This is a genomic window from Streptomyces sp. NPDC003943 (assembly GCF_053605265.1).
The window spans coordinates 64,613-88,665 of the sequence record NZ_JBSGIW010000001.1; the positions used below are offsets into that span (position 1 = coordinate 64,613).

General features: G+C 72.1%; 24 protein-coding genes and 3 pseudogenes. 9 read left to right on the forward strand and 18 right to left on the reverse strand.

The features are described 5' to 3' along the window. Positions 1–7 precede the first annotated feature (7 nt). Positions 8–208 (reverse strand): annotated as a pseudogene (locus ACWEV0_RS00305) (DUF1918 domain-containing protein); the annotation flags it as partial. A 312-nt stretch (positions 209–520) separates the two neighbouring features. Here ACWEV0_RS00305 and ACWEV0_RS00310 point away from each other — a divergent pair. Together ACWEV0_RS00310 and ACWEV0_RS00315 are read left to right on the forward strand one after the other, a co-directional pair. Beyond that, positions 521–1,201, forward strand: a complete 681-nt coding sequence (locus ACWEV0_RS00310; RefSeq protein WP_453145007.1) for a CBS domain-containing protein — start codon at positions 521–523, stop codon at positions 1,199–1,201. After that, on the forward strand, positions 1,198–2,052 hold the full coding sequence (locus ACWEV0_RS00315; RefSeq protein WP_453145008.1) for a universal stress protein: 855 nt from the start codon (positions 1,198–1,200) through the stop codon (positions 2,050–2,052). The genes ACWEV0_RS00310 and ACWEV0_RS00315 overlap by 4 nt, the downstream gene beginning before the upstream one ends. A gap of 78 nt (positions 2,053–2,130) precedes the next feature. Here the strand turns inward: ACWEV0_RS00315 and fdhF are convergent, their stop codons facing one another. The 3 genes from fdhF to ACWEV0_RS00330 are packed head-to-tail and all read right to left on the reverse strand — an operon-like array spanning position 2,131 to position 6,862. Continuing rightward, complete coding sequence (gene fdhF, locus ACWEV0_RS00320; protein WP_453145010.1) at positions 2,131–4,854, reverse strand: formate dehydrogenase subunit alpha; 2,724 nt, start codon at positions 4,852–4,854, stop codon at positions 2,131–2,133. After that, complete coding sequence (locus tag ACWEV0_RS00325) at positions 4,851–6,548, reverse strand: NAD(P)H-dependent oxidoreductase subunit E (protein ID WP_453145011.1); 1,698 nt, start codon at positions 6,546–6,548, stop codon at positions 4,851–4,853. The genes fdhF and ACWEV0_RS00325 overlap by 4 nt, the downstream gene beginning before the upstream one ends. A gap of 59 nt (positions 6,549–6,607) precedes the next feature. Further along, a complete protein-coding gene (locus ACWEV0_RS00330) occupies positions 6,608–6,862 on the reverse strand; it encodes an SHOCT domain-containing protein (protein WP_453145258.1) in 255 nt (84 codons plus the stop codon). Positions 6,863–7,102: 240 nt separating this feature from the next. Between ACWEV0_RS00330 and ACWEV0_RS00335 the strand changes: the two genes are divergently transcribed. The 3 genes from ACWEV0_RS00335 (at position 7,103) to ACWEV0_RS00345 (ending at position 12,104) form a co-directional block, all read left to right on the forward strand. Beyond that, positions 7,103–8,320, forward strand: coding sequence for an MFS transporter (locus tag ACWEV0_RS00335; protein ID WP_453145013.1), 1,218 nt, complete (start codon positions 7,103–7,105; stop codon positions 8,318–8,320). A 95-nt stretch (positions 8,321–8,415) separates the two neighbouring features. Beyond that, positions 8,416–9,168 carry an ABC transporter ATP-binding protein gene (locus ACWEV0_RS00340; protein ID WP_453145014.1) on the forward strand — a complete coding sequence of 251 codons (753 nt, stop codon included), beginning with the start codon at positions 8,416–8,418 and terminating at the stop codon, positions 9,166–9,168. After that, positions 9,168–12,104, forward strand: a complete 2,937-nt coding sequence (locus tag ACWEV0_RS00345) for an ABC transporter permease (protein WP_453145016.1) — start codon at positions 9,168–9,170, stop codon at positions 12,102–12,104. Before ACWEV0_RS00340 ends, ACWEV0_RS00345 begins: the two co-directional genes overlap by 1 nt. Before the next feature lie 45 nt (positions 12,105–12,149). Here the strand turns inward: ACWEV0_RS00345 and ACWEV0_RS00350 are convergent, their stop codons facing one another. The 8 genes and pseudogenes from ACWEV0_RS00350 to ACWEV0_RS00385 form a co-directional block, all read right to left on the reverse strand. Continuing rightward, positions 12,150–12,698 (reverse strand): flavodoxin domain-containing protein, encoded by a 549-nt coding sequence (locus ACWEV0_RS00350; RefSeq protein WP_453145018.1) that lies wholly within the window; start codon positions 12,696–12,698, stop codon positions 12,150–12,152. 48 nt (positions 12,699–12,746) lie between these two features. After that, the gene (locus ACWEV0_RS00355) at positions 12,747–13,214 is read right to left on the reverse strand and encodes a hypothetical protein (RefSeq protein ID WP_453145020.1); all 468 of its coding nucleotides are present in this window, start codon (positions 13,212–13,214) and stop codon (positions 12,747–12,749) included. A 91-nt stretch (positions 13,215–13,305) separates the two neighbouring features. After that, a complete protein-coding gene (locus ACWEV0_RS00360) occupies positions 13,306–14,307 on the reverse strand; it encodes an ATP-grasp domain-containing protein (RefSeq protein ID WP_453145022.1) in 1,002 nt (333 codons plus the stop codon). Beyond that, complete coding sequence (locus ACWEV0_RS00365) at positions 14,304–14,561, reverse strand: hypothetical protein (RefSeq protein ID WP_453145024.1); 258 nt, start codon at positions 14,559–14,561, stop codon at positions 14,304–14,306. The genes ACWEV0_RS00360 and ACWEV0_RS00365 overlap by 4 nt, the downstream gene beginning before the upstream one ends. A 121-nt stretch (positions 14,562–14,682) precedes the next feature. After that, positions 14,683–15,367, reverse strand: a pseudogene (locus ACWEV0_RS00370) (restriction endonuclease). Positions 15,368–15,438: 71 nt separating this feature from the next. Next, complete coding sequence (locus ACWEV0_RS00375; protein ID WP_453145260.1) at positions 15,439–15,621, reverse strand: hypothetical protein; 183 nt, start codon at positions 15,619–15,621, stop codon at positions 15,439–15,441. After that, positions 15,621–16,109: a GNAT family N-acetyltransferase gene (locus ACWEV0_RS00380; RefSeq protein ID WP_453145026.1), complete on the reverse strand. Its 489-nt coding sequence runs from the start codon at positions 16,107–16,109 to the stop codon at positions 15,621–15,623. Before ACWEV0_RS00380 ends, ACWEV0_RS00375 begins: the two co-directional genes overlap by 1 nt. A 432-nt stretch (positions 16,110–16,541) precedes the next feature. Next, positions 16,542–16,865, reverse strand: a complete 324-nt coding sequence (locus ACWEV0_RS00385; protein ID WP_453145028.1) for a hypothetical protein — start codon at positions 16,863–16,865, stop codon at positions 16,542–16,544. 22 nt (positions 16,866–16,887) lie between these two features. On the opposite strand from ACWEV0_RS00385, the pseudogene ACWEV0_RS00390 reads away from it, so the two are divergent. Next, positions 16,888–17,433, forward strand: a pseudogene (locus tag ACWEV0_RS00390) (alpha/beta fold hydrolase); the annotation flags it as partial. A gap of 105 nt (positions 17,434–17,538) precedes the next feature. Here the strand turns inward: ACWEV0_RS00390 and ACWEV0_RS00395 are convergent. After that, positions 17,539–18,096, reverse strand: a complete 558-nt coding sequence (locus tag ACWEV0_RS00395; RefSeq protein ID WP_453145030.1) for a CGNR zinc finger domain-containing protein — start codon at positions 18,094–18,096, stop codon at positions 17,539–17,541. Positions 18,097–18,209: 113 nt separating this feature from the next. On the opposite strand from ACWEV0_RS00395, the gene ACWEV0_RS00400 reads away from it, so the two are divergent. Further along, a complete protein-coding gene (locus tag ACWEV0_RS00400; protein ID WP_453145032.1) occupies positions 18,210–19,073 on the forward strand; it encodes an NAD(P)-dependent oxidoreductase in 864 nt (287 codons plus the stop codon). 182 nt (positions 19,074–19,255) lie between these two features. On the opposite strand, the gene ACWEV0_RS00405 is transcribed toward ACWEV0_RS00400, so the two are convergent. Both ACWEV0_RS00405 and ACWEV0_RS00410 read right to left on the reverse strand, forming a co-directional pair. Continuing rightward, the gene (locus ACWEV0_RS00405) at positions 19,256–19,714 is read right to left on the reverse strand and encodes a PH domain-containing protein (protein ID WP_453145033.1); all 459 of its coding nucleotides are present in this window, start codon (positions 19,712–19,714) and stop codon (positions 19,256–19,258) included. Between the two features lie 115 nt (positions 19,715–19,829). After that, complete coding sequence (locus ACWEV0_RS00410) at positions 19,830–20,156, reverse strand: hypothetical protein (protein WP_453145035.1); 327 nt, start codon at positions 20,154–20,156, stop codon at positions 19,830–19,832. Between the two features lie 247 nt (positions 20,157–20,403). Here ACWEV0_RS00410 and ACWEV0_RS00415 point away from each other — a divergent pair, with 247 nt between their 5' ends. Both ACWEV0_RS00415 and ACWEV0_RS00420 read left to right on the forward strand, forming a co-directional pair. Further along, positions 20,404–20,964, forward strand: coding sequence for a hypothetical protein (locus ACWEV0_RS00415; RefSeq protein WP_453145037.1), 561 nt, complete (start codon positions 20,404–20,406; stop codon positions 20,962–20,964). A 131-nt stretch (positions 20,965–21,095) separates the two neighbouring features. Further along, the gene (locus tag ACWEV0_RS00420; RefSeq protein ID WP_453145039.1) at positions 21,096–21,710 is read left to right on the forward strand and encodes a GPP34 family phosphoprotein; all 615 of its coding nucleotides are present in this window, start codon (positions 21,096–21,098) and stop codon (positions 21,708–21,710) included. Between the two features lie 9 nt (positions 21,711–21,719). Here ACWEV0_RS00420 and ACWEV0_RS00425 read toward each other — a convergent pair whose 3' ends face one another. The 3 genes from ACWEV0_RS00425 to ACWEV0_RS00435 all read right to left on the reverse strand — a co-directional run bounded on the left by ACWEV0_RS00425 (position 21,720) and on the right by ACWEV0_RS00435 (position 23,935). Next, positions 21,720–22,520 carry a GNAT family N-acetyltransferase gene (locus ACWEV0_RS00425; protein ID WP_453145041.1) on the reverse strand — a complete coding sequence of 267 codons (801 nt, stop codon included), beginning with the start codon at positions 22,518–22,520 and terminating at the stop codon, positions 21,720–21,722. 177 nt (positions 22,521–22,697) lie between these two features. Beyond that, a complete protein-coding gene (gene msrA / locus ACWEV0_RS00430) occupies positions 22,698–23,210 on the reverse strand; it encodes a peptide-methionine (S)-S-oxide reductase MsrA (protein WP_453145043.1) in 513 nt (170 codons plus the stop codon). 176 nt (positions 23,211–23,386) lie between these two features. Beyond that, the gene (locus tag ACWEV0_RS00435; protein ID WP_453145044.1) at positions 23,387–23,935 is read right to left on the reverse strand and encodes a CGNR zinc finger domain-containing protein; all 549 of its coding nucleotides are present in this window, start codon (positions 23,933–23,935) and stop codon (positions 23,387–23,389) included. Between the last annotated feature and the right edge of the window lie 118 nt (positions 23,936–24,053).

Below are 24,053 nucleotides of genomic sequence, written 5' to 3' on the forward strand. Positions count from 1 at the left end.
GCGCAGCCGCCTCGCGTGAGTGCGTGAAGTGCTGGACACGCGCGTCCGGGCCCGGGAAGACCAGGGTGACGCGGCCCGTGTCCGACCAACGGACGTCGAACGGCGGGGTGCCGTCCGCGTGGTGCAGACCGACGATCTCGCCGTCGCGGCCCGCGTCGCCGACGGTGACACCGCCGACGATCAGCCGGTCGCCGAGGCGAGCCCACAGACCGGCGCGGTCCGCGTCCGGGTGCTTTCGGGTTCCGGTCCCGGTCATGGCCCTCTCCTCCCGGCACGAGCGCGGAGCCACGGCGTACGGGAGCAACGCTGTCTCCGTCCGGGGTCTCCGTCCGGGGTCTCCGTCCGGGAGCCACGATCTCTCCGCGCCCTTGCGGCTCTTCCCTCCACGCTGGCGGGCCGGCCGACCTGCCGCATAGGGGCTAACGGTCCCGGAACGGGACCGTTCGGCACTCCTGTCGAAAAGGTCGGCGCATCAGGGTGGGACCCACGAGGACCGCCCGTCCGGTGAGGGAGGAGCGTCATGCAGCACCGCAGGATCGACGCGCTGATGACCCGTGAGGTGGTGAGTGTCCGCGGTGACGCGCCGTTCAAGGAGATCGTGCGCGTCCTGGCGCAGCACCGCGTCACCGCGGTGCCGGTGGTGGACGGAGAGAACCGGGTCATCGGTGTCGTCTCCGAGGGCGATCTGATGCGCAAGACCGCCGACCAGGCCATGGCACCGGGAGACATGCCTGCCGTGCCGGGGCTCGAGGCGTGGGAGCGGGCGAAGGCCGAGGGGACCCGCGCGGAGGAACTGATGTCGGCACCGCCGGTGTGCGCGCGCCCCGAGTGGACCGTGACGGAGGCGGCGCGTCTGATGGAGGTGCAGGGTGTCAAGCGGCTCGTCGTCGTCGACGACGGGGACCGGCTCGTCGGCATCGTGAGCCGCCGGGATCTGCTGTCGGTCTTCCTCCGCGACGACGACGACATCCGCCGCGAGATCGTCGAGGACGTCCTCGGCGCCACCCTCGGCCTCGATCCGGCCGAGCTGACCGTCGACGTGCGAAGCGGCCGGGTGGAGCTCGGCGGCAGGGTGCGGTACCGGAGCATGATCCCGGCGATCGAGCGCATGTGCGCGACGGTCGACGGGGTGGTCTCGGTCTCCGCCATCCGGCTCACGTACGAGAAGAACGACAGCGCACCGGAAGGTGGACGATCATGACACAGAGCATCGTGGTCGGCGTCGACGGCACGGAGCAGGCGAACGCCGCCGCCGAGTGGGCGGCGGAGGAGGCCATGCTGCGCGAAGCCGGGGTGCACCTGGTGCACGCGAAGGAGGCGTGGCCGGCGTCCGTCGTCCCCTTCGCGGCGCGGGAGTCCGAGGAGCCGTGGGCCGAGGAACTGCTCGCGCGGACCGCCGAGCGGCTGCGCGAACGGCATCCGGGCCTTTCGGTGACCACCAGGCTGCTCCCCGCGTCCCCCGTCCCGGGCCTCGTGGCCGCGGGCGAGGCGGGCGACCTCCTGGTGCTGGGTTCGCGCGCGCTGGGCGGTGTGGCCGGCTATCTGGTGGGATCGGTCGGTCTGACGGTGGCCGGTGTCGTCGAACGGCCCGTCGTCCTCGTACGAGACCTCCCCGGTATCCCGCCGCGCGGCTCCGTCACCGCGGGGATCGACGCGCAGAACCCCTCGGACGCCGTCCTGGAGTTCGCGTTCGAGGAAGCCGCACGCCGGAGGGTCGGCGTGGACATCGTCCACACCCAGCAGCTTCCGCTGTACGCGACGCTCGGGCCGGCCATGGTGCCGGACATCCGGGCCGCCGTGACCCCCGAGATCGAGCGTTCCCTGGACGACCTCCTTGAGCCCTGGCGCGCCAAGTACCCCGACGTGACGGCCACCCTCCGCGTGGTGATCGGATCAGCCGGTGTCGAACTGGTGCAGTCCGCCGACGACGCGGCTCTCGTGGTGGTCGGCAGACGTACGCGGCGTTCGCCGCTGGGCGCGCACGTCGGCAGCGTGGCCCACGCCGTGCTGCACCACAGCCGCGCCCCGGTCGCCCTGGTCCCCCACGACTGAACCCGCCGGCACTGCACCCACCTCACCCCGCGGCACCGCACCCGCCTCACCCCACGGGCGTCACCGCGCCGCCCCGCGTCATCCGTGCGGGGCCGTCGGCCGCAGCCGTACCGCCGTGACCTTGTACTCCGGGCACGAGGTCACGGTGTCGGCGTGCTCCGACGTGAGTGAATTGACGGCCTCGTCCGGGAAGTGGAACGCGGAGAAGACCTGTCCGGGCGCGAGGTCGGATCCCACCCGGGCGATCAGCCGCGCCTGTCCGTGGCGGCTGTCGACGACGACGGGGGCGCCGTCGCGCACCCCGTACCGTGCCGCGTCCTCGGGGTGCAGGTCGAGACGGCCGTGGGTGTCGAGGACGAGGTTGCCGCCGCGCCGGGTCATGCTGCCCGAGTTGTAGTGGGCCCAGCGGCGGCCCGTGACGAGCAGGAGCGGGTAGTCGGCGTCCGGTTCCTCGCCCGGCGGGAGATACGGAGCGGCGCACAGGTGGGCGCGGCCGTCCGGGGTCGCGAACTCCTCGGCGTACAGGGTGGCTTCGCCCGGCTGGTCCGGTGCGGGGCAGGGCCAGGGCACGGCGCCCTCGCGGTCGAGGCGGGCGTGTGAGATCCCGGCGAAGAGCGGGGTCACGCGGCCGCATTCGGCGAGGGCCTCGGCGGGGGTGGGGCAGCCGAGGTCGGCGCCGAGTGCGGCGGCGACGGCGTGCACGGCAGCGAAGTCGGTACGGGCCCCGCCGGGCGGGGCGACGGCCCGCCGTACCCGCTGGAACCGGCGGTCGAAGTTGACGAAGGTCCCGTCCTTCTCCAGCCAGGAGGCCACGGGCAGGACGACGTCCGCGTGCCGGGCGGTCTCCCCCAGGAACAGTTCGTTGACGACGACCAGCGGGCAGGCGTCGAGGGCCTCGGCGACGCGCCTGCTGTCGGGGTCGGTCGAGCACACGTCCTCGCCGATGATCCACAAGGCCCGCAGCCGGCCCTCGCGGGCCGCGTCGAACATCTCGGGGATCCGCAGACCCGGCTTCCGCGGTACCGGCCGGCCCCAGACCGCTTCGGCGCGGGCGCGGGCCTCGGGGTCGGTGACGCGGCCGTAGCCGGGGAGGAGGTCGGGCAGGGCGCCCATGTCGGAGGCGCCCTGGACGTTGTTCTGGCCGCGCAGCGGGCTGATGCCGAATCCTCGTCCGGTGCCGCCGACGGCGCCGCGCAGGATGGGCAGGTTGGCCAGGGTGCGGACGCCGTCGGTGCCGTGCAGGTGCTCGGTGACGCCGAGCCCGTACAGGACGGCCGGGCGCTCGGCGCGGCCGTAGAGCCGGGCCGCTTCCGTGATGTGCTCGGCCGGGACGCCGGTGATCCCGGCGACACGATCGGGCGGGTAGTCGGCCAGGAGTGCGGTGAGTTCGTCGAGCCCGGTGGCGCGTTCGCTCAGGAAGCCGGGGTCGGTCAGGCCCTCGGCGACGAGGACGTGGGCCAGGCCGTGGAAGAGGGCGACGTTGGTGCCGGGCCTGGGGCGCAGGTGCAGGTCCGCGTGGCGGGCGAGGCCGACGGCCCGGGGGTCGGCGACGATCAGCGTGGCGCCGGACAGGGCCCGTTGGAGGAGCCGGGCGCCGACGACGGGGTGGGCCTCGACGGGGTTGGCGCCGACGACGAGGAGGCAGTCGGCCGTCTCCACGTCGTCGAAGGGGTCGGTGCCGCCGGCCCGTCCGAAGGACGCGGTGAGCCCGGCGGCGGACGGTGCGTGGCAGAGGCGGGAGCAGTTGTCGACGCTGTTGGTGCCGATGACGGTCCGCAGGAACTTCTGTACGAGGTAGTTCTCCTCGTTGGTGGCCCGGGCGGAGGAGATGGCGGCGACCGCGTCGGGCCCGCCCTGGTCGACGGCGGCGCGCAGTCCGTCCGCGACGACGCCGATCGCCTCCTCCCAGCTCACCGGTGTCAGGACGCCGGCGCGGCGGACGAGAGGTTCGGTGAGCCGGTCCGGCGAGGTGAGGTAGCCGTACGAGAAGCGGCCCTTGACGCAGGCGTGCCCCTGGTTGACCGGCCCGTCCCGGGCGGGGAGGACGGCGGCGACCCGGTCGTCGCGGACGACGACGTCGAGGGTGCAGCCGACTCCGCAGTACCCGCAGGTGGTGCGGGTCCGGCCGGGATCGGCGTGCCGGGAGGTGAGGCCCCGGCCGGGTCCGGGCTGGGTGATGGCGCCGGTGGGGCACGTGTCGACGCAGCCGCCGCAGGCCACGCAGTCGGATGCGGCCCAGGGCCCGCCGGTGCCGGGGGCTACGACCGTGTCGGCTCCGCGTCCCGTGAGGGTGAGCGCGAAGGTGCCCTGGACGTCGGAGCACATGCGGACGCAGCGCCCGCAGGCGATGCAGAGGTCGCGGTCGAGGTGGACGTACGGATGGGTGTCGTCGCGGCCGCGCGGCTGCGTCGGGGCGGATCCGTCCGGAGTGATGCCCGCCTCCCGGCAGGCTTCGGCGAGTTCGCTCGGCGTGTCGTCCCCGAGCGCGTGGGGCGGAAGCGCCGAGGCGATGAGGGCGAGGGCGTCCCGGCGCAGGGCCCGTACCTCGTCGCCGGTGGTGTCGACCGTCATGTCCGGTGCGGCCGGGGTGACGCAGGCGGCGACGGTCCGCCCGTCGGCGTGGACGAGGCAGGTGCGGCAGGAGCCGGCCGGCCGGAGGCGGTCGTCGTGACAGAGGGTGGGCAGTTCGGCGCCGGCGGCGCGTACCGCGTCGAGCAGGCTCGCTCCGGCCGGCAGTTCCACTGCGACACCGTCGACCTGAAGGTGTGTCGTCGGGAGGTGTGTCATCGGCCGTTGTGTCATCGGTTCCACTCCGTCAGGGCGGCCCCGTAGGCGCGGGCGAGGCTGCGGACGGCGACGGGCACGCGGCGGCCGAAGGCACAGAGGCTCGCCTCGCCCATCAGCCGGGCCAGCCGTTCGTACGCCTCCCCCGGCGCGCCGCCTCGTTCGCGGGCGAGTTCGAGCCCCCGTCTCGTGCCGACCCGGCAGGGCGAGCAGGCTCCGCAGCTCTCGTCGGCGGCGAACTCCCAGACGTGCCGGAGGAGCCGGTGCGGGTCGGTGTCGGCGTCGAAGGCGACCAGGCCGGCGTGGCCGAGTGCGGCTCCGTGGTCGGCGAGCGCCTGGGAGGTGAGCGGCAGGTCGAGGTCGTCGGCGGAGAGGAAGCCGCCGAGGGGGCCGCCGACCTGGAGGGCGACGAGTGCCCGGCCGTCCTTGAGTCCGCCTCCGTGTCTGCTCACGATCTCCCGTACGGGGGTGCCGAGTTCGACCTCGTACGCGCCGGGGCGGGCGAACCGCTCGGAGAGGCAGACCAGCTTCGTACCGCTCTCGCCGGCCGCGCCGCGCCGGGCGTAGGCGGCGCCGCCGTGCTGGACGATCCAGGGCACGGTGGCCAGGGTCTCCACGTTGTTCACCACGGTGGGCGCGTCCCACAGTCCGCGGTCGGTCGGGTACGGCGGCCGGGGGCGCGCGGTGCCGCGGGCGCCCTCCAGGCGGGCGATGAGCGCGGTCTCCTCCCCCGCCACGTAGGAACCCGCTCCTTCGACGATCTCGACGAACGGCTGCGGCCCGGCCGCCTCGACGGAGGCGGCGAGGTCGCCGGCCGCCACCGCGTCCTTCACCGCCCGGCGCAGGCGGGCCACCGCTCTCGGGTACTCGGAGCGCACCAGCACCGTTCCCCGCCGGGCGCCGCAGGCGAAGCAGGCCAGGGCCAGCCCGGCGAGGACCCGCTGCGGGTCCTCCTCCATCAGCAGCCGGTCGGCGTACGAGCCGGGGTCGCCCTCGTCGCCGTTGGCGACCACGACCGCACCCGGCCCGCCGGCGACCGCGGCCCACTTGGCCGCCACCGGGAAGCCGGCCCCGCCGCGCCCGCGCAGCCCGGAGGCGGCGACCTCCTCGCGTACGTCGTCGGGGCGCAGCCCGGCCGCCGCCCGGCGCCACACGTCCCAGGCGGACTCCTCGTTCACGATGCCCGCGAGCAGGACGGGCGCCCCGGTGGTGTCGGCGGCGGGAATGCCGGGCGCGCGCGGCTCCGTACGACCGGCGAGCTGGTCGGCCAGGTCGGCCCCCGCGCACGGGCGCGTGCCGTCGAGGGCCGCGGGGCCCGCGTAGCAGTAGCCGAGGCAGCGCACGGTCTGCAGCGAGGTGCGGCCGGCGTCGTCGACCTGGCCGGCCGTCACGCCGAGCGCCTCCTCGGCCTCCGCCAGGTGCCGGCCGCCGCGGGCGGCGAAGCACGCCGTCGCGGTGCACACGCGCACGTGCCGCTCGCCGCGCGGGGCGGCGAGATCGGCGAAGTACGTGGCGGGACCGAGCCCCGCGGCGGCCGGGAGTCCGGCCGCCGCCGCGACCTGGGGCGCCCATTCCTCCGGCCCCGCGGCGGTCGCCGCCCTGATCCGCTCCAGCGCGGCCGGCAGCAGGCCGCCGCGCGCTCCGTGCCGTGCGGTCAGCTCGCGGAGCGCGTCACGGGGTCCGCCCGGCTCCGCGGGCGCCCGTCCGGCCATGGTCCCAGGGTGACCGGGCGCGTCCGCGCCCGCATCCCGGCGAGGTCCCTGGGCGGAAGCTATGGCTCCGCACTCCGCAGGGTGCTCAGGCGCCTGCGGTACTCCTCCTCGTCGATCTCACCGCGAGCCAGCCGCTCGGCCAGGATCTGCTCGGGCGCCGTGGGGCCCTGACGCGCCGGCCGTTCCGCGGCACGGTCCAGCGAACGGAAGATCAAGACGACGGCGGTGATGAGGAGGCCCCAGAACAGGACCATGCCGGCCGCCATGGCGAACCAGCCCCATCCGTTCATGCCGTTGCCGTACCAGAACATCATGTCCACCTCACGCTCCCGGCGGCCGGACCGGCACCCGCGGAGCGTTCCTGTCCCGGTCCGGCCGGCCACTCCCACGGTGCCCCGGCCGGGACACGGCGCACAGGGCCGACCGGATCCCCCGCCGGGACCGGTCGGGCACGGAAGGGGACGAACGGCCCTTGGGGCCGGGATCCCGCCTCCGGGACGGTGGGAACCGGCAGGGCTCCGCGCCGACGACGCGGGCCACTGCCGGGAGGCATCATGATCCGGATCACCGGGAGACCGCCCGGCGCGGACGACGCGCCCCGGCCGTGGCGGATGCTGCTCCTGGCCACGGTCGGATTCACCCTCTGCTTCTGGGCATGGGCCCTGCTCGCGCCGCTCGGCCCGCGGCTGCGCGACGACCTGGGCCTCAGTTCGTTCGAGCAGTCCCTGGTGGTCGCCGTGCCGGTGGTCGTCGGCGCGCTCGGCAGGATCCCCGCCGGGGCGCTGACGGACCGCTGGGGAGCCCAGCGGATGTTCCCCCTCGTCGCCGCGCTGACGATTCTGCCGGTGCTGTACCTGGGGCATCTCGCCGACTCGCTGCCGGAGGTGCTGGCCGGCGGCTTCCTGCTCGGGCTGGGCGGAACCGCCTTCGCCGTCGGCGTCCCGTTCGTCAACGCCTGGTATCCGCCGGCGCGCAGGGGCGTCGCCCTCGGGATCTTCGGCATCGGCACCGGCGGCACCGCCCTGTCGTCGTTCACGACCGTGCAGCTGACCGACGCCGTCGGGCGTGCCTTCCCGTTCGATCTCGTGGCCGGCTGCCTCGCCGGGTACGCCGTGGTGGCCCGGTACCTGCTGCGCGACCGTCCGGGACGCGCGACCGCGGCGGGTTCGCTCCGGTCCCGCACCGCACTGGCCGCGCGCACGCCGTCGACCTGGCACCTGGCGTTCCTGTACGCCGTGTCCTTCGGCGGGTTCGTCGCCTTCAGCGTCTACCTGCCCACCTATCTGACCCGGGCCTACGAACTCAGCCGCTCGGACGCGGCGCTGCGGACCGCGGGCTTCGTCGTCCTCGCGGTCGCCATGCGGCCCCTGGGCGGCTGGCTGTCGGACCGCATCCATCCCGTCCCCGTGCTGACGGGGTCGTACGGGCTCGTCGCCGTGTGCGCACTCGTCGCCTCCTTCGAGGCGGATCTGGTCCCGGTCGGAACCGCGGCCTTCCTCGGCATGGCCGCCGGTCTGGGCGCCGGCTCCGGGGCGGTCTTCGCCCTCGTGGCCCGGCTGGTGCCGGCCGAGCGGGTCGGCTCGGTGACGGGCCTGGTGGGGGCGGCGGGTGGTCTCGGCGGCTTCTTCCCACCGCTCGTGATGGGCGCGGTCGACAGCGTCGCACACGACTACACGTGGGGCTTCGTCCTCCTCGCCGTGACCGCCCTGGTCGCGGGGGCTCTCACCGCCACTGTCGTCCGGCGGCGCGTGCGTGTCTCGGCGGACGCGTGACCCGGCCCGCCGGTTCCGGATTGGGCCGTTCGTCCCCCCTGCCCGGGCCAGGATGGCCGTGGCGGCCGGCTTCCTCCGGGTTTCGTATGGAAGGCATGAACAGCGACCGGCCTCTCCTCGTCGCCACGGGAGTCCGCAAGATCTACCGGACGGGCTCGGTGGCGGTCACCGCCCTGGACGACCTGGATCTCGTCGTACGCCACGGCGAGCTCGTGGGGGTCATGGGCCCGTCCGGTTCCGGCAAGACCACCCTGCTGAACTGTCTGTCCGGGCTCGACGACATCGACGGCGGCCGGGTGGAGATCGACGGCCGTGACCTGTTCGCGATGTCGGACGCCGCGCGCACGGAGCACCGGGCCCGCACGATGGGTTTCGTCTTCCAGTCGTTCAACCTGATCCCCGTCTTCTCCGCGGTGGAGAACGTCGAACTCCCGCTCCTGCTCGTCGGCACCCGGCCGCGCGAGGCGCGCCACAGGGCGCTGGCCATGCTCGACCGGGTCGGCCTCGGCCACCGGGTCGGGCACCGGCCCAGCGAACTGTCCGGCGGTGAACAGCAGCGGGTGACCATCGCGCGCGCCCTCACCGGCCGGCCGGCCATCGTGTGGGCGGACGAACCGACCGGCAACCTCGACAGCGCCATGGCCGATCAGGTCATGGACCTGCTGTGCGAACTCAACCGGGACGAGGACCAGACGATCGTCCTGGTCACCCACGACAGCACCATCGGTGCCCGTGTCCCCCGGCTGATCCGGATGCGCGACGGGCGGCTGGTCGACGACCTTCCGCAGCGCGTCCCGGCCACGGAAGCAGCCACCGACGCGGCCACCGACGCCCCCCGGGGCCGATGATGTATCCCAACCTCCTGGCCCCGCTGCTCATCGCACTCGCGCTCGTCCTCGTAGCGCTCGCCCTGGTCGCGGTCCGACAGCCGGTCTCGCGTCGCCTGGCCTTCCGCCAGCTCGCCCGACGGCGCACCGAGGCCGCACTGGTCATCGGTGGATCGGTCCTCGGCACGGCCATCATCATCGGGGCCCTCGTCGTCGGCGACACCCTCAACTTCTCGGTGCGCCAGGAGGCCTACCGCACGCTGGGCCCGGTGGACGAGCGCGTCGTGGCACCGCCCGGCCCGGCCGGACGCGCGGTCACCGAGCGGCTCGCCGCCCTGCGGACCGGCCCGGACGTCGACGGCGTGCTGACCGCCCGGACCACCCAGGCATCGGGCGTCAGCCGCCCTGAGGGCCGTCCGGTCGCCGAACCGCGCGTCCTGGCCTGGCAGATGGACTTCGACGAGGCGTCCCGCTTCGGTGCGGCGGGCGGGAGCTCCGGTCTCACCGGGCCCGACCCGAAACCCGGGCAGGTCGTGATCAACGCGCCGCTGGCCCGGTCGCTGCGCGTGGGCGCCGGGGAGCCGATCACGCTCTACCTGTTCGGGAACCCGCACACCTACCGCGTGGAGCGGGTGGTGCCGGAGCAGGGTCTGGCCGGCGTCGGCCTGGGCGGCAGGCTGAACCGTGACGCGTTCCTGGCTCCGGGAACCCTGGACGCCGCGGCCCGGGCCGCCGGCACCGAGGCGCGTGCGGTCACCTTCGTGTCCAACCGCGGCGGTGTCGAGGGCGGCGACGCCCTGACTCCGCAGGTGACCTCGGACATCCGCGAGGCGCTGGGGCCGCTCTCCCGCCAGACGACGATCGACACCCCGAAACACACGGTCCTGAGGGATGCCAAGCAGGCCGGGGACTCGCTCGGCGCGCTGTTCCTGATGATCGGCAGCTTCAGCATCATCGCGGGCGCCCTGCTGCTCGTGAACATCTTCGTCATGCTGGGCGAGGAGCGGAAGGCGCAGATGGGCATGGTGCGGGCGATCGGCATGAAGCGCTCGCGTCTGATCGGGTCCTTCACACTCGAAGGGGCCGCCTACGCGCTGCTCTCCGCGCTGCCGGGCGCGGCCATCGGAGTGGCCGTCGGCTGGGGCGTCGCCGTGGTGGCCGCGGAGATCTTCCGCGGCTGGTCGGTCGGCGGCAGCAGCATCCGGATCGCCTTCGCCGTCACGCCCACCAGCATCCTGAACGGGGTGGCCATGGGCCTGCTCATCGCGTTCGCGGCCATCCTCGGGACGAGCACGCGGATCAGCAGGTTCAACATCATCGCCGCCATCCGGGACCTGCCGTCGGCACCCGGGCGCGGCCCGCGCCGCAGACTGCTCGTCGTGTGCAGCGCCCTGTCGGTCCTCTTCGCGGTCGCGGCCGTGCCCGCCGTGGCCCGCAGCCAGGCCGACGCCACCTACCTCATGCCGGCGCTCGCCCTCGCCTTCGCCACCCCCGCCCTGCTGCGGGTGATGTCCCGGCAGGCCGCCACCACGCTGGTCGCGGGCTCCGTACTGGCCTGGACCCTGCTGGCACCGGTCCTGCGCCCGCGGATCTTCGACGCGCCCTCCATGTCCGTGTACGTCATCCAGGGCGCCCTCGCCGCATTCTCCGCCGTGGTGCTCGTCAGCAACAACCAGAAGACGCTGCTCCGCCCCGTACGGCGCCTCCTCGAGCGCCCGTCGGAGTCGGGCCTGGCGGCGCGGCTCGCGGTCGCCTACCCGCTGGCGAAACGGTTCCGTACGGGCGCAACGCTCGTGATGTACACGCTGATCGTGTTCGTTCTCGTCCTGCTGACGGAGATCTCCGGCATCCTTCGCGCCGGCGTCGACGGAGTCGTCACCGACGCCACCGCCGGCTACTCCCTGCGCCTCGACTACAACCCGCAGGTCGCGGGCGACCGGCTCGTCGCCGGGCTTCGGAACGGCCCGTCGGCTTCCGGCATCGACACCGTCACGCCACTGCTCAACGGCACCGGCCGGGCCACCGACCCCGGCCACCGCAGCACCCAGCTCCTTGACGTCGCGGCCGTGGGAGTGCCGAACGGCGCGATCACCGGCATCACCTTCCGTGAACGGCTGCCCGGACTCGCCAACGACCCGGCGGTCTGGCACGCGCTCGCCGCCGATCCCCGTTACGTCGTGATCGACGCCTTCTTCGGGAGCACCGGCGGCCCGGCCGGCGACTACTACGACCCCGGCGACACCCTCACCGTCACCGACCCGCGGACCGGCCACAGCGAACAGAAGATCATCGCGGGCGTCCTCAGCAACGGGATGGTCTTCTACCCGGGCACCGGCGCCAGTTCGACCACCTACCCCGTGGTCATGGGCGAGCAGAGCATGCGCAACCTGTTCGGCGACCAGGCCCAGAACGCCTCCGCCCTCGTCAGCACCCGACCCGGCACGTCCCCCGACACCCTGGCGACCCAACTGCAGGGCGAGCAGTTGTCGTCCAGCCTGGTCGCCACCCCGATCGCCTCCGAGATCCGCCACCAGTTCGACTCCAGCACCGCCTTCTTCCGCCTCATGCAGGGCTTCCTCGCCCTGGGCCTCGGCGTGGGCATCACCGGCCTCGGCGTCGTCATGGTCCGCGCCGTGCGCGAACGCCGGCGCACCATCGGAATCCTGCGGGCCCTCGGCTTCCGGGCGCGGACCGTCCGCCGGTCCTTCCTCTGGGAGAGCGCCTTCGTCGCGGCGGAGGGAATCGTGCTCGGATCCCTGCTCGGTGTCCTGACGACCTGGCTGATGTACCGCAACAGCGCGGCCTTCGAGGGCCTCGAAGGCGGGTTCCCCGTCGAGTGGGCCGGCATCCTCGGCCTGGCGGTGGCCACCTTCGTCGCCTCGCTCCTGGCCACCGTGGGTCCGGCCCGCCGCGCCGCGGCCATCCGCCCCGCACGCGCGGTCCGCGTAGCGGACTGACCCGCGGCTCCCGGCCCCTGAAGGTCGCGCCGCGGCTACGGGAAACTACGGGAAGTGGGGGGAACCAGGCGGGCGCGGCGCGCCGAGCCGCCCGGCGATGCCCTCGGCCCAGTCCTCGATCGCCGCCCAGTCCCGGTGGTCCCCGTAACGACAGCCGAGCAGACGGAAGAACACGGCTCCTCTGCGGTCGAGGTGCTCGCGCCGGATCACTCCCGAGAAGCGCCGATGCTCCTGCGGACGCACGGCATCGACGAGCGCGGCGATCCGCGGCTGCACCGCACGTTCCGCGAGCCCGCGCAAGGGCCTGGGCAGGGCGGCGGACATCCCGACGCTGAACATCCACACCGGCAGCTCCCGCAGCTGCCCGGCCCCGCCCCGGACGACGGCTTCCGCCTCCGGCAGCCAGGCCCCGTCATGAACCGCGCTCCCCACCACGTACGCGTCGGCCTGCGGGAGCCGCCCTCGGTCGGAGCCCGTACGCAGCGGCTGCACGTCGACACGGTGACCGCTCGCGCTCAGCCGGGTACCGATCCGCTGGGCGATCTCCTGGGTGGAGCCGTGCCGGGACGCGTACAGGATCCGCACGAGAACCATGACGCTCCTTCCGGGTCGGCTCGGCACCTCTCCCACACCGGCGCTCGATCAGCTCCAGTCTTCGTTGCGTCGGTGACGATCAAGTCCCACGGCGTCGAACTCGTCCTCGCCCAGGCTCCTTCGTGCACCGAGCCTCCGCAGCGCCTGGGAAATCGGACTGATCGTCCGTGAGAACCGCTTCTTCACGGGTGCATCCAGTGGTCCGAGCACGAGCGCTCCGCCTTCCCAGACGGCTGCTCGCTGCTCGCCGGCTCCCCCGAAGTACTCGGCTTCCACATAGGCGATCGGCCCGGTGGAGGACCAACGAGCGAGGAGGTTCTCGAAGCCCCCCGGCAGCCGCCAGAACCCCAGGTCCTCACTGTCGCTGCCACTCGTGACGGCATCGAAGACATCGTCGGTCATCGGCATCAGCGACAGGCCCTGACGAACAGGCACCACCCGAGCTCCGGGGACCTCCCGTGACGCGACGCGCAGGATCTCCTCGCCCGCGATCACCGCATGCAGTACGTAACCCACCCCGAGTCCCTTCCGGTCGATCGTCCCCTCATCCTGCCTGCTGCCTGACACACCGCGCATGAACCCACGTGCCTCCCCCTGCGGCTCCCCCTCACTCCGACCGACGCCGTGTCACCTCACCGGCGCGGCTCGCAGAGCCTGCGGCCGGCTCCGCCTCCGCCTCCTCCTCCGCCGACAGCAGGAAGTCCGCGAAGTGCTCGGTCAAGGGCTCGCCGGTGAGGGGTTCCAGGAACAGGAACTGGCCCTGAGGGTTGACCTCCAGCCACACCGGCTCCCCCTGCGGAGTCAGCTTCAGGTCGACGATGCCCATGCGCAGGCCGAGGCGCCGCAGGACCGTCGTCACCTGGCGATGGAGGGTGTCGGGTACGCGCCACGGGCGGATGGGGACGTCGAGGTCGGGACGCCAGTCCAGCTCCTGCGTCTCGATGAGGGCCGCGTACATCCGCTCGCCGAAGCAGTTCAGCCGTACATGGTGGCGTCCCTCGATGTACTCCTGGTAGGTGGCGGGGCAGACCTCGAACGAGGATGCCGGGAAGGACTCCGGGGAGTCGATGCGACGGGTCCACAGCGACGGGCCCCGCGCGCCGACCACGGGTTTCACGATGGCCCGGCCGACCTCGCGGGTGAAGGCGACGACCTCCTCGCGGGACTGCGAGATCAGGGTGCGGGGCACGCGGAATCCGGCGTCACGGGCGACCGCGAGTTGGTAGACCTTGTCGGCGGCACGGTCGGTGGCGTCGGCCGGCGAGATCCACTGCCCGTGGAAGGAGGCGGCGAGAATGCCGCCGAGCGCGCCCCGGCAGTCGTTGTTGACCAGGCTGCGCTCGTGGGCGCTTGCCGCTCCGGCGGCCACGGTCTGGTCCGCCCGCGGCCGCCGCCACCACAGCACGCCGGCCTCCTCGGGTGCCACACGGGCACCGTCCGCCGTCATCACCGTGGTCGAGCCGAACCCGCCGTCGGAACGCCAGGACAACGCCCGTCGGCCGCCGATGCTGTCGCTCTCCACGATGTGGAACTCCCGGCCCCGGCGACGTACAGCGTGCTGCACGGCCAGCGCGTGGAGGTCCTCGTGGACCGAAACGGAAAGGATCACGCCAGACCGCAGTCGTCGCTGTGGCTGGCCTCGCCGTAGGAGCATCCCGTCTCGGACGCCACGCCCGCCAGGTTCTCGGCGACGATCTCCAGTCCGGTCGTCTGACGGACCGCCTGCTCCCAGGCCCGAAGCTGCTCGGGCGTCTTGAGCACCACGTAACTGTCGGGCTGGGCACGGAACACGACCGGCGGCGGCATCCTCACGACGTCGTCGTCATAGCCGTCCAGGGAGTCTCCGAGCTTGAAGTCAGGCATCCTGCCCACCTCGGAATCGGTAGAGACGTGAAGGATCGGGGAGGCATGCGCTCCCTTCCACGAAACCACCGATGGGATACGCCTGCATGTCGGGATGCGCCTGCGCGCTGGTCGGCCGCGGTCAGGAGCCGAAGGTGCGACGACGCGGAGGGGGAAGAGTGCCCAGCAGTTCCCAGAGCGGCGCCGAGCCGGCGGCCCACTGGGCGAGGAGCTCGCGGTCCACCAGGTGAAGACGCTGCGAACGGGCGAAGACAACGGCCTTGCTCGTGAATCGGCCGTTGGTGACCAGCACGACGACATCGCCCTTGTGGACGGGCCGTCCGGTCCCGTTGAGGACATGCAGGTCCGGAGTCCCCACCGCAGCACCCGCCAGACCGGTCTTGCGGTGCTTGCACTGGATCACCCACAGGCGGCCGAAGGGATCGGTGGCCTTCACATCGGCACCGTTGTCGCCGGCCCCACCGACCCGGGTCGTCCGGTGACAACCGTCGCGGCGCATCAGAATCCCGTACGGCTTCCTCGAACTGCCGGTGATGCAGGGCATCGATCTGCGGCAGCGCGTAACGCAGCCCCCGGTCCCGCAGGCGCTCCCGACGGGCGGCCTCTCGCTTCCGACGCACCCATGCCCCGCCGGCCGTCGCAACGGCCAACAGGAGCGCGACCGGCATCCAGGGATGTGCGGCCAGCCATCGAATCGCGCCGGCGACCAGACTCCACACCACCGCAAGCAGCAGAAGGCACAGACCGGCCCGCTCCCAGCCAACAGCCCGTATCTGCCGGCGGGTTGCCGCACCACTCCTCGACAGCGACCGGGCCGGCCGGCGGCGCGACGCCGGCTTCGCACGAGGACGGTGGCCGCCGGGACGGGACCGCCCACTCACGATCCGGCCTGCGAGATGCCGCGGACCAGCTGACCGATCCCGTTGAAGATGCCCTGGCCCACCGGAGTCGGAGCGATCCCGATTCCCAGGGCCAGGACGAGAAGCGCGGTGTTGCGCCCCCAGCCCTTGATCCCGGCGGGCCCGTCGAGCAGGGGACGGCCCTCGCCGAAGCCATCCATCACATGGGGAACGAAAGCAGGCGGACCTCTCCAGCAGGCCAGTGCGCACCCTCGCGCAGTGGCGTCCACATGGTCCGCAGCGGCATGATCACGGGCCCCTCGGGTTGTTCGACGTGGACGTCCTGCTCAAGGGTTCGCCAGCCGAGCCGCTGGTAGAGCGGGACCAGCGGTGGCCGACAGAAGAGAAGCCCGTGCTGTGGCCCCATCGTCCGTGCGTGGTCCAGGGCTGCCGATACGACCGCCCGCGCCAGTCCGTGTCCCCGCAGGTCAGGAGCGACAGCCACCCCGCCGACGCCCACCACCTGTGTGCCGACGCCGTCGATCGATAGGGGGAGTTTCAGTAGACCGGCGTGCGCGACGAGGCGGCCGTTCTGCCTGATGCCGAAATGATCTTTCTTGGGCAGCCATGTCAATCCGGCGTCTGCGACGCCGAAGGGATCCGCGCTGTCGCCGAGGATCTCGATCTGCTCGGTCTTCGTGTACTCCATGAGTCGCACCACGGTCGGCGACGCAGAAGAATGGCGATCTGTCATCTCACCATGATCTCTTCGTACCGGCCCCTGGCCAACTGAAGCACCAAGGAGGCCAACCGAGTTGCTCGGCCGCCCTGACGGAGGGCGGTCCGCAGACAGGTGCGGCCATCACTGATCAGGTTCTCGTCTACCTGATCTACGCCAATCGACTGGCCGCGCCGCAACACGGCAGCCGCTGCCCGTCAGCCACAGTGTTGCTGTTGACCGGCGTAAGGGATGGAGGATTGAATTCCATTTGCGAAAGCCGTTCACATCGGCTTGTTCTGTCGCAGCGGCGCGCCCGAACCGGACACTAGCGTCACCCTTCCGATACACCGGAAGGCATAGCGGCATGGCCTCGACGCACCACTCCAAGCAAGATCGGCCGGACAGCTGCAAGACGCCGTCTCATTTCGTACTGGGGAGAGCCCTTGCCACGAGCAGGGCGAGCCGGCGAAGGCGCTCGTAGTACTGGGTTCCTGCATGGTTGGCGATCTGAGGCATGACTCGGTCCAGGTCCTCGATGCAGCTCTGCAGGATGCGAGTGCGCTTCGGGTCGAGAGTGCCGCCGTTGTTCAGCCACGAAAGAACGCAGCCGGCGGTGTCCGCGTCGAGCAACACCATGTCTGTGCCCCCGAACTCGGCACCTCGCAGGTCGGCGGGAAAAGGTGCATGAAGGTGTTCGTGCCAGAGACGGGATACGTCCTGCGCCTGCTCAGTAGATTCGCTCACCTGCACCATGTTGCCGCAGCGGGAACTGGGCCCCGCACACGGGCCCGCGGTCATCTGCCTGCGCGGCTGGCCGTACGACATCCACGGCTATGTCGACGTCGCTCCCCTGCTGGCCGACCAGGGATACCGCGTGATCGTGCCCTATCTGCGTGGTCACGGCACGACGCGCTTCCTGTCCCCGCGTACGTTCCGGAACGCCCAGCGGTCGGCGATCGCCCTGGACGTCATCGCGCTCATGGACGCCCTCAGGATCCAGCGGGCGGTGATCGCCGGTTTCGACTGGGGTTCGCGAACGGGCGACGTCCTCGCCGCCCTATGGCCCGAGCGCGTGAAGGCCCTCGTCTCGGTAAGCGGTTACCTCATCACCAACCGCGCCATGCAGCTGGAGCCGATCTCGCCCGCTGCCGAGCACACCTGGTGGTGCCAGTACTACTTCGCCACCGAACGCGGCAGGGAGGCCATGGAGCGCAAGGACCTGCGCCACGACCTGACCCGGCTCGTCTGGAACCTCGTCTCCCCGACCTGGGAGTTCGACGACGCCGTCTTCGAGCGCACCGCTGCGGCGTTCGCGCAGGCCGTCGTCGACGTGGACCCCTTCTAGTGTCCGCGCTGGTGATCCGCCTGTGAGTTGAGCGCGAGGTGGTGGCGGACGGCTTGGGGAGGTTCCGGCCAGCTACTTGTTGGCGAGTCGGGCCTTCTTGACCCTGTTGCCGCAGGTGTTCATGGAGCACCAGCGGCGGTTCGCGCCGCGACTGGTGTCGAGGAACAGGCCGGCGCAGCCGGGGCCTTCGCATGCCTTGATCCGGTGGCGGTCGGGGCCTCCGAGTACGTGGATGGCGTCGGCGGCCAGCACGCCGAGCGCGTCCGGTACCGGCGCTTCCTTGCCGAGGTTCCAGACCGCGAGCCCGTTCTCGCCGAGCGCCGGCCTGGACTGCCCGGCCGCCGCGACCCTGTTCAGGATTGCCGCGTCACCCGGATCGGGCAGCTGGGCGACGGTGACGGCCAGTCCGGCACGGTAGATCGCTTCCCTCAGGCTGAGCGCACCCTGAAGTTCGGCCGGTGAGACGTCGGGGACGCCGAGCCCCGCGGCACGCAACCAGAGCTTCAGCCGGCCGTGGCTGGAGAGCCGCTCCCGGGGCGCCGCGCCGGCCCGGTCGCTCATCGTGGCAGTGAAGCGGAACGCCAGCACCTCGTTGTCCAGTCGGAACAGTTGACGGGCCTCCACGGTCACCACCTTCCGCACCACCATGGACCGCTGCTCGAACCAGCTTAGCCGGTTCGACACGGGCATCGACCCGCGTCACAATGGAACCGTCTCAGATGGTTCACAGGGGAGGTTGCGTGATGGGCGAGGTCGCAGTCATCGGTCTGGGCGGGATGGGGCGGGCGATCGCGCGCAATCTGGTGCGGGCAGGCCACGAGACCGTGGTGTGGAACCGTTCAGCGGGGCCTGCGGAAGAGCTCGCCGACGCCGGTGCTCTCCGCGTCACATCCGTCGCGGAGGCATTGCAGTGCCCGGTGGTGTTCTCGGTTCTGTCCGACGACGCATCCGTCGAGCAGGTCTTTCTCGACTCCGGGGTCCTTGGCGAGGCCCGGCGTGGTGCGGTCCACGTCAACGTGGCCACGGTGAGCGTCGAGCTGGCCCGCCGCGCCGCAGAGGAGCACGCCGCGCACGGGATCGGCTACGTCGCCGCCCCGGTGTTCGGCCGGGTCAGCGTCGCGGAGGCCGGTTCGCTGAACGTCCTCGCCGCAGGGGAGCCCGAACTCGTCGACCGGGTCCAGCCGTTCTTCGACGTGATCGGATCCCGCACCTGGCGCCTGGGCGAGCTGCCCGAGCAGGCCAACATCGCCAAAGTCCTGGGCAACTACCTGATCGCCTGCGCGATCCAGTCGCTCGGGGAGGCGGTCAGCGTCGCCGCCGCGGCCGGCGCCGACCCGGGCCAGTTCGTCGAACTGCTGGCCTCGACGCTCTTTCCCGGGCCCGTCTACTCCGGATACGGGTCGATGATCGCGCAGCGGACTTACCAGCCGGCCGGGTTCACCACGGCACTCGGACGCAAGGACCTCCACCTCGCCCTTGAGGCGGCAGCCGGCCAAGCGGTCTCCCTGCCGTTCGGCGAACTGCTCAGGGGCGTGTTCGACCAGGCGATCGCCGACGGTCGCGCGGCGGACGACTGGGCTGTGATCGCCGAGCAGCAGCCGCGGTGAACGCCACTCTCCCGTACGGCCGTTGACGCGCGGCGCCCAGCGACCGGCGGAAGTTCATCGACCTCATCGGCGAGACGAAACCGCGAACACGGAAGAGGCCCGGCCGGCCGCATAGCCCTGGGGTCGGCCCGGCGGCGGGCCGACGTCCGGCCCGCCGCCCCCTGTCAGGCGTCACGGAGGCTTCACCGTGACGAAGGATCAGGGTCCGCCTCCAGAACAGCCTGCAGTTCCGCGAAGCGCCGGTCCTGCGAGGTTCCCGAGGCCAGCTCGCTCAGCGCGTAGGCCGTGGTCTTGAAGCCGTCTCCGTGATGGAACTCCGCACCCCACGCACCGAGCCGCACCGCAGCCACCTCGTCCAGAGCCAGCCGTTGGGTACCCCACGGATTGACCGCCACGATCCCGTCAGGACCGACCTCGAGCCGGACCCGGAGAATCGCCCACCAGAAGAACGACGCAACGCCGACGGCCAGTCCCGTCCACACGCCGGCCAGCCGGGCCGTCTCCGGCCCTGGCGAGGAAACCCAACCCGCCCAGCCCCAGAGCGCCTTCACCCCCACGACAACCGGGATCGCATAGCCTGCCCCACGAGCCGTCCCGTCCACCCGCCACACCGACACCGAGTCCCCACCCCCGTCATCCATGCCCGCATTGTGAGCCGTCCAGCATGATCAAAGACATAGGGGCGCTCCCCCAGCATGCAGCCGTCCCGATCACACCGACGCCGTACTGCGCAGCATGCTCAGGCGCTGCCGGCCCTCACCCGGTTCTTTCCCGTTTACCCCGGCGTGGTCGGCGGATCAGTAGCGGGACGAGGAGACGCACCGGAAGCGCGGCACCGGCGGCGAAGGCGCTCCCGCCGACCGTCTGCAGGCGTCCGCTCCAGCCGTCCTTGGGCAGCCAGACCTTCACCTTGGCGTGGTCGCCCTCGCCCGGGTGGGTGCCTGCGGGCGCCTGCACGGTGACGGTGGAGCAGCCGAGCGGCTGGGCGGCGAGGTTCTCGGTGTCCGCCCGGGCGGTCGGCAGGTACAACGCGGCGGCGAGCGGCACGCCCGCCGCGACGGCGGTCACAAGTCGTCGCTTCATGGTTTCCCTGTCTGAAGCGGGTATCCGCCCGAAGCGGTGACGCGGATGCGTGACGCCTCCCGCAAGGCGAGTACGAGAAGAGACTGACACCTAGTTGGTAACCGGTCAAGATGGTTACGCGCTGAGAAGCGTCCGCGTGCGTCACGCCCGGCGCAGGGTTCATGAGCACACCTCGGGGCATGTCGTACGAGATGAGCCTCCGCGTCGATACCATGCGCAGCGTCATCCACTTAGGGAGTGAACGGTTGTGACCAGCCAGCCGGCCGCCACGCTCCGGGCGCGGATCGTCGATCAGGCCGCGTCGGATCTGGAAGAGAACCGTCGACGTCAGCAGGAGCTGACCGAGAAGGTGAAGTTGCTGAAGCAGGAGGAAGCCCTCCTGGTCGACATCCTCAAGCTCGCCGAACGGTACGAGGGGTTGGCGCAGGGCCCGGCCCGGCCCGAGCAGGCCCAGGAAGAGCCCGCGCCCAGCGGGACGACGTCGCGCCGGGCATCCGCTTCGGCCACCGCACGCACCGCCTCGCGGCAGGCGGGACGCAAGGCACGAACGGGGAAGACCGCACGGTCGGCCGCGAAGGGGACGTCGCCGCAGCCGTTGCTCGTAGACCTCCTGACGTCCCTGCTCGCCGGCCATGACGAGCCGCGCCTGGCGAAGGAGCTGCGGGACGAACTGGTGGAGAGGCACCCGGACCGCAACCCCACCCCCCAGGTCGTGCGCAACGCCCTGGAGTCGCTCGTGGCCGAGGGGCGCATCCAGCGTCACAAGCAGCAGCGGTCAGTGATGTACACCCTCGCCGAGTCCGCCTGAAAGCGCGGGGTCGCACACCCCGCCGGTGACTTCCCGCGCCAGACCGGCGACCCCGGACTTCCGGGAGCGAAGGTCGTAAGGTGGGACACGCATCTGTCCGTTCGTCGGCGCTTTGAGGATGTGAGGGCTTCGTGACGACAGCACGCGACCTTCTCATGGTCGTCCTGGGCGAGAAGGCCGACCGGGAGGTGCGTCCGGGCGATCTGTCGCTCGCACTGGCGGGGGCAGAGCTCGTCGACCTGCTGGAGGTCGGTGCGGTCGCGCTGCGGGCGGAACTCGTCGTACCCGTGGGAGACCCCCTCCCGGCCGGCGACCTCCTGTCGCGGGCGCTCGCCTCACTGCGCCGGGAAGAGCCGTACGAGTCGGTCGGTGACTGGCTGTGGCGCAGAGGCGATGGGCTGGCCGAGGCGTACCTCGCGGCTCTGGAGACGGAGGGCGCGCTCACCCGGCGGCGGCATCGCGGGCTCCCCCTCGCGGACGGTGCGCCGGTCCTGCAGGACTCGGCGGCGCGCCGCCGGGCCGCGGATCTGTGGTCTTCCGCCGACCCGGTGCTCGTGAGTCTCGCCGAGGAGCTGGGTTTCCGCGCCGAGGAGGCGTCCGAGCCGGGCCGCGTCGAGGCTCTCGACGACTCGGTGACGCTTGTCCTGGCCGCCGTCGGCGACGCGCTGCTGGAGCTGGAGGGCGTACGGCAGCGGCGGACCGTCGAGCAGGCGGCCTTCGACAACGTGTGGCGCGGCCCCGGCTGACCGGACCGGTCAGCCCTTGAGGGCGAAGAAGTGCATCGGCGAGTTCGGCCGGAATCCGATGCGCGGGTACACCGGTGCCCCCGCGACGGTCGCGTGCAGGGTGGCGCGGGTGAGGCCGGTGGCGCGGGCGCCCTCGTACAGCGCCTTCCTCGTCACCGCCTCGCCGTAACCGCGGCGCTCCCACTGCGGGTCGGTGGCCACGAGCACGACGAAGAGCCGGCCCTCCGCCTCCACCGTCGCGGCGCACGTCACCGGGACACCGTCCCGTACGCCCAGGTAGGCGTGCACCCCGTCCTTCCACAGCACGGAGCCGGCGAGGCCGTCCCGGCCGTCTTCCAGGGGGAAGCCGTAGGCACGGGAGTTGAGGTCCGCGTACGCCTGGAGCTGTTCGTCGGTCGACACCCGCACGAATGTCAGGTCCGGATGGACGGGCTCCGGCAGGGGCAGCAGGTCCCCGGCCATGCCGGTGCCGGGAAAGGCGTGCGCGAGGCCCGCCCGTTCGGCCGCCGCCTCCAGGCCGGGGCGTGCGTCGGCATCGATCAGGTCTTCGAAGACCCAGAGGAAGCCGGGCTGCCGCTTCGCGCGCATGACGTCCGCGGCTTCGTGCAGTCGCCGTTCGAGGAGCCCGGCGTCGGCGCCGACCTCGGTGAGGGTGACGCAGTTCCAGAAGGCGAAGCGGCAGTCGGCCCAGCGGACGGCGATGCCCGGGAGATCACGGACGTCGGCGTCCCTGTCCCGGTCGAGGACCATGGCCCGCCAGACCAGGGCCAGTTGCTCCATCGATTCGACGGAGTCCGCGAGAACAGTCACCGGAATACCTCACTTCGTCGAGACAAGTGGAAGGTCTCGACGAGTGAACCACGTTTCCGGTTTGCCCCACAGGATGCGGTCAGCGTTCCTCGGACTCCCGTGCGGCTGCCGGCTCCGGGCCCCGCCCCGTACCCCGGCAGGTCGTCTGAGGTGCCGGGGTGGGCGGGCCGGATCAGGTCAGGACTCGCCCCGCCGGGGCAGCCGCCAGCCGGCGCGGGGGAAGTGGCAGGTGTAGCCGTCCGGGTAGCGCTGCAGATAGTCCTGGTGCTCGGGCTCCGCCTCCCAGAACGGGCCCGCCGGGGTGACCTCGGTGACCACCGGTCCCGGCCACAGGCCGGATGCCTCGACGTCGGCGATGGTGTCCTCGGCGACGCGCCGCTGCTCGTCGTCCAGGTAGAAGACGGCGGAGCGGTAGCTGTCCCCGATGTCGTTGCCCTGCCGGTTCTTCGTGGTGGGGTCGTGGATCTGGAAGAAGAACTCCAGGAGGGCCCGGTAGTCGGTCGCCGTCGGGTCGAAGACGATCTCGACGGACTCCGCGTGCCCGTCGTGGTGACGGTACGTCGGTTCGGCCAGTTCGCCGCCGCTGTACCCCACCCGCGTCGCCAGCACACCGGGCTGCTTGCGGATGAGTTCCTGCATGCCCCAGAAGCAGCCGCCCGCCAGTACGGCCCGTTCCTCGCTGCCGGTCATCGCCCGTCACCGTCCTCTCGTACGTCGCGTCACTCCGGCCGGCCTCACGAGGCCGACCGGTCTGCCTGGGTGTGTCACCTCGCCGGGGGATGCGACACGCCCCCAGACTGACACAGCCGCCATCACCGGTCAAACAGGTGATGGCGGCTGAGCCGGCGGATTCCGGGACCGGGCGGTCAGTCCTGGGCGGCGTGCTGGCGCGCCCGGTAGTTCGCCGCCTTGACCCGGTTGCCGCACGTCCGCATCGCACACCACTCGCGGCGATGCCCGCGCGAGCGGTCGAGATAGACCTGCGTGCACTCCGGGCGGGCACACTCCCGCAGCAGCGCGGCCTCGTCCCCGCCGACCAGCTGCACCGTCTCTCGGGCGAGGTCCGCCAGCCCCTGGGCGACCGACCCCGACCGCATCACCCCGTCCGGTCCCAGCCGCAGCGTCACCGGCAGACCGGAGGCGTGCAGGTTCACCTCCGCCACCGACTCCGCCGGCAGTGAACGGCCGTCGAGCCGGGCGGCCACCAGGTCGTAGACCGCCTCACGCAACTGCACGGCGATCACCACGTCCGCCTCGCGGGCGCCGGGCGGGAGATCCAGCATCCCCGACTCCATGAACCAGTCGTCGAGGAGCCCGGGCGTGGCCAGCTTCTCCAGGGGAGCGGCGTTGCGCCGCGCCCGCAGCGTGCCGACGAAGTCCAGGCAGAGCGTCCCACAGGGAAATGCGTGATTCACGTAACCATACTGACCAGTGACAGGCCGCATGGCAAGTCCCGGCCCGCCGCCCACGGCCCGGTGGACGGGGAGAATCACCCCGAGCCGACGGCCCCGGAACTCCCCGCGCTCCGCGCGC

What these genes read in the sequence shown, in the direction of transcription:
- ACWEV0_RS00310 (WP_453145007.1), top strand. Translation starts at nt 521, where the DNA reads ATGCAGCACCGCAGGATCGACGCGCTGATGACCCGTGAGGTGGTGAGT.
- ACWEV0_RS00315 (WP_453145008.1), top strand. Translation starts at nt 1,198, where the DNA reads ATGACACAGAGCATCGTGGTCGGCGTCGACGGCACGGAGCAGGCGAAC.
- fdhF (WP_453145010.1), bottom strand. Translation starts at nt 4,854, where the DNA reads ATGACACAACGGCCGATGACACACCTCCCGACGACACACCTTCAGGTC.
- ACWEV0_RS00325 (WP_453145011.1), bottom strand. Translation starts at nt 6,548, where the DNA reads ATGGCCGGACGGGCGCCCGCGGAGCCGGGCGGACCCCGTGACGCGCTC.
- ACWEV0_RS00330 (WP_453145258.1), bottom strand. Translation starts at nt 6,862, where the DNA reads ATGATGTTCTGGTACGGCAACGGCATGAACGGATGGGGCTGGTTCGCC.
- ACWEV0_RS00335 (WP_453145013.1), top strand. Translation starts at nt 7,103, where the DNA reads ATGATCCGGATCACCGGGAGACCGCCCGGCGCGGACGACGCGCCCCGG.
- ACWEV0_RS00340 (WP_453145014.1), top strand. Translation starts at nt 8,416, where the DNA reads ATGAACAGCGACCGGCCTCTCCTCGTCGCCACGGGAGTCCGCAAGATC.
- ACWEV0_RS00345 (WP_453145016.1), top strand. Translation starts at nt 9,168, where the DNA reads ATGTATCCCAACCTCCTGGCCCCGCTGCTCATCGCACTCGCGCTCGTC.
- ACWEV0_RS00350 (WP_453145018.1), bottom strand. Translation starts at nt 12,698, where the DNA reads ATGGTTCTCGTGCGGATCCTGTACGCGTCCCGGCACGGCTCCACCCAG.
- ACWEV0_RS00365 (WP_453145024.1), bottom strand. Translation starts at nt 14,561, where the DNA reads ATGCCTGACTTCAAGCTCGGAGACTCCCTGGACGGCTATGACGACGAC.
- ACWEV0_RS00375 (WP_453145260.1), bottom strand. Translation starts at nt 15,621, where the DNA reads ATGGATGGCTTCGGCGAGGGCCGTCCCCTGCTCGACGGGCCCGCCGGG.
- ACWEV0_RS00380 (WP_453145026.1), bottom strand. Translation starts at nt 16,109, where the DNA reads ATGGAGTACACGAAGACCGAGCAGATCGAGATCCTCGGCGACAGCGCG.
- ACWEV0_RS00400 (WP_453145032.1), top strand. Translation starts at nt 18,210, where the DNA reads ATGGGCGAGGTCGCAGTCATCGGTCTGGGCGGGATGGGGCGGGCGATC.
- ACWEV0_RS00405 (WP_453145033.1), bottom strand. Translation starts at nt 19,714, where the DNA reads ATGGATGACGGGGGTGGGGACTCGGTGTCGGTGTGGCGGGTGGACGGG.
- ACWEV0_RS00410 (WP_453145035.1), bottom strand. Translation starts at nt 20,156, where the DNA reads ATGAAGCGACGACTTGTGACCGCCGTCGCGGCGGGCGTGCCGCTCGCC.
- msrA (WP_453145043.1), bottom strand. Translation starts at nt 23,210, where the DNA reads ATGACCGGCAGCGAGGAACGGGCCGTACTGGCGGGCGGCTGCTTCTGG.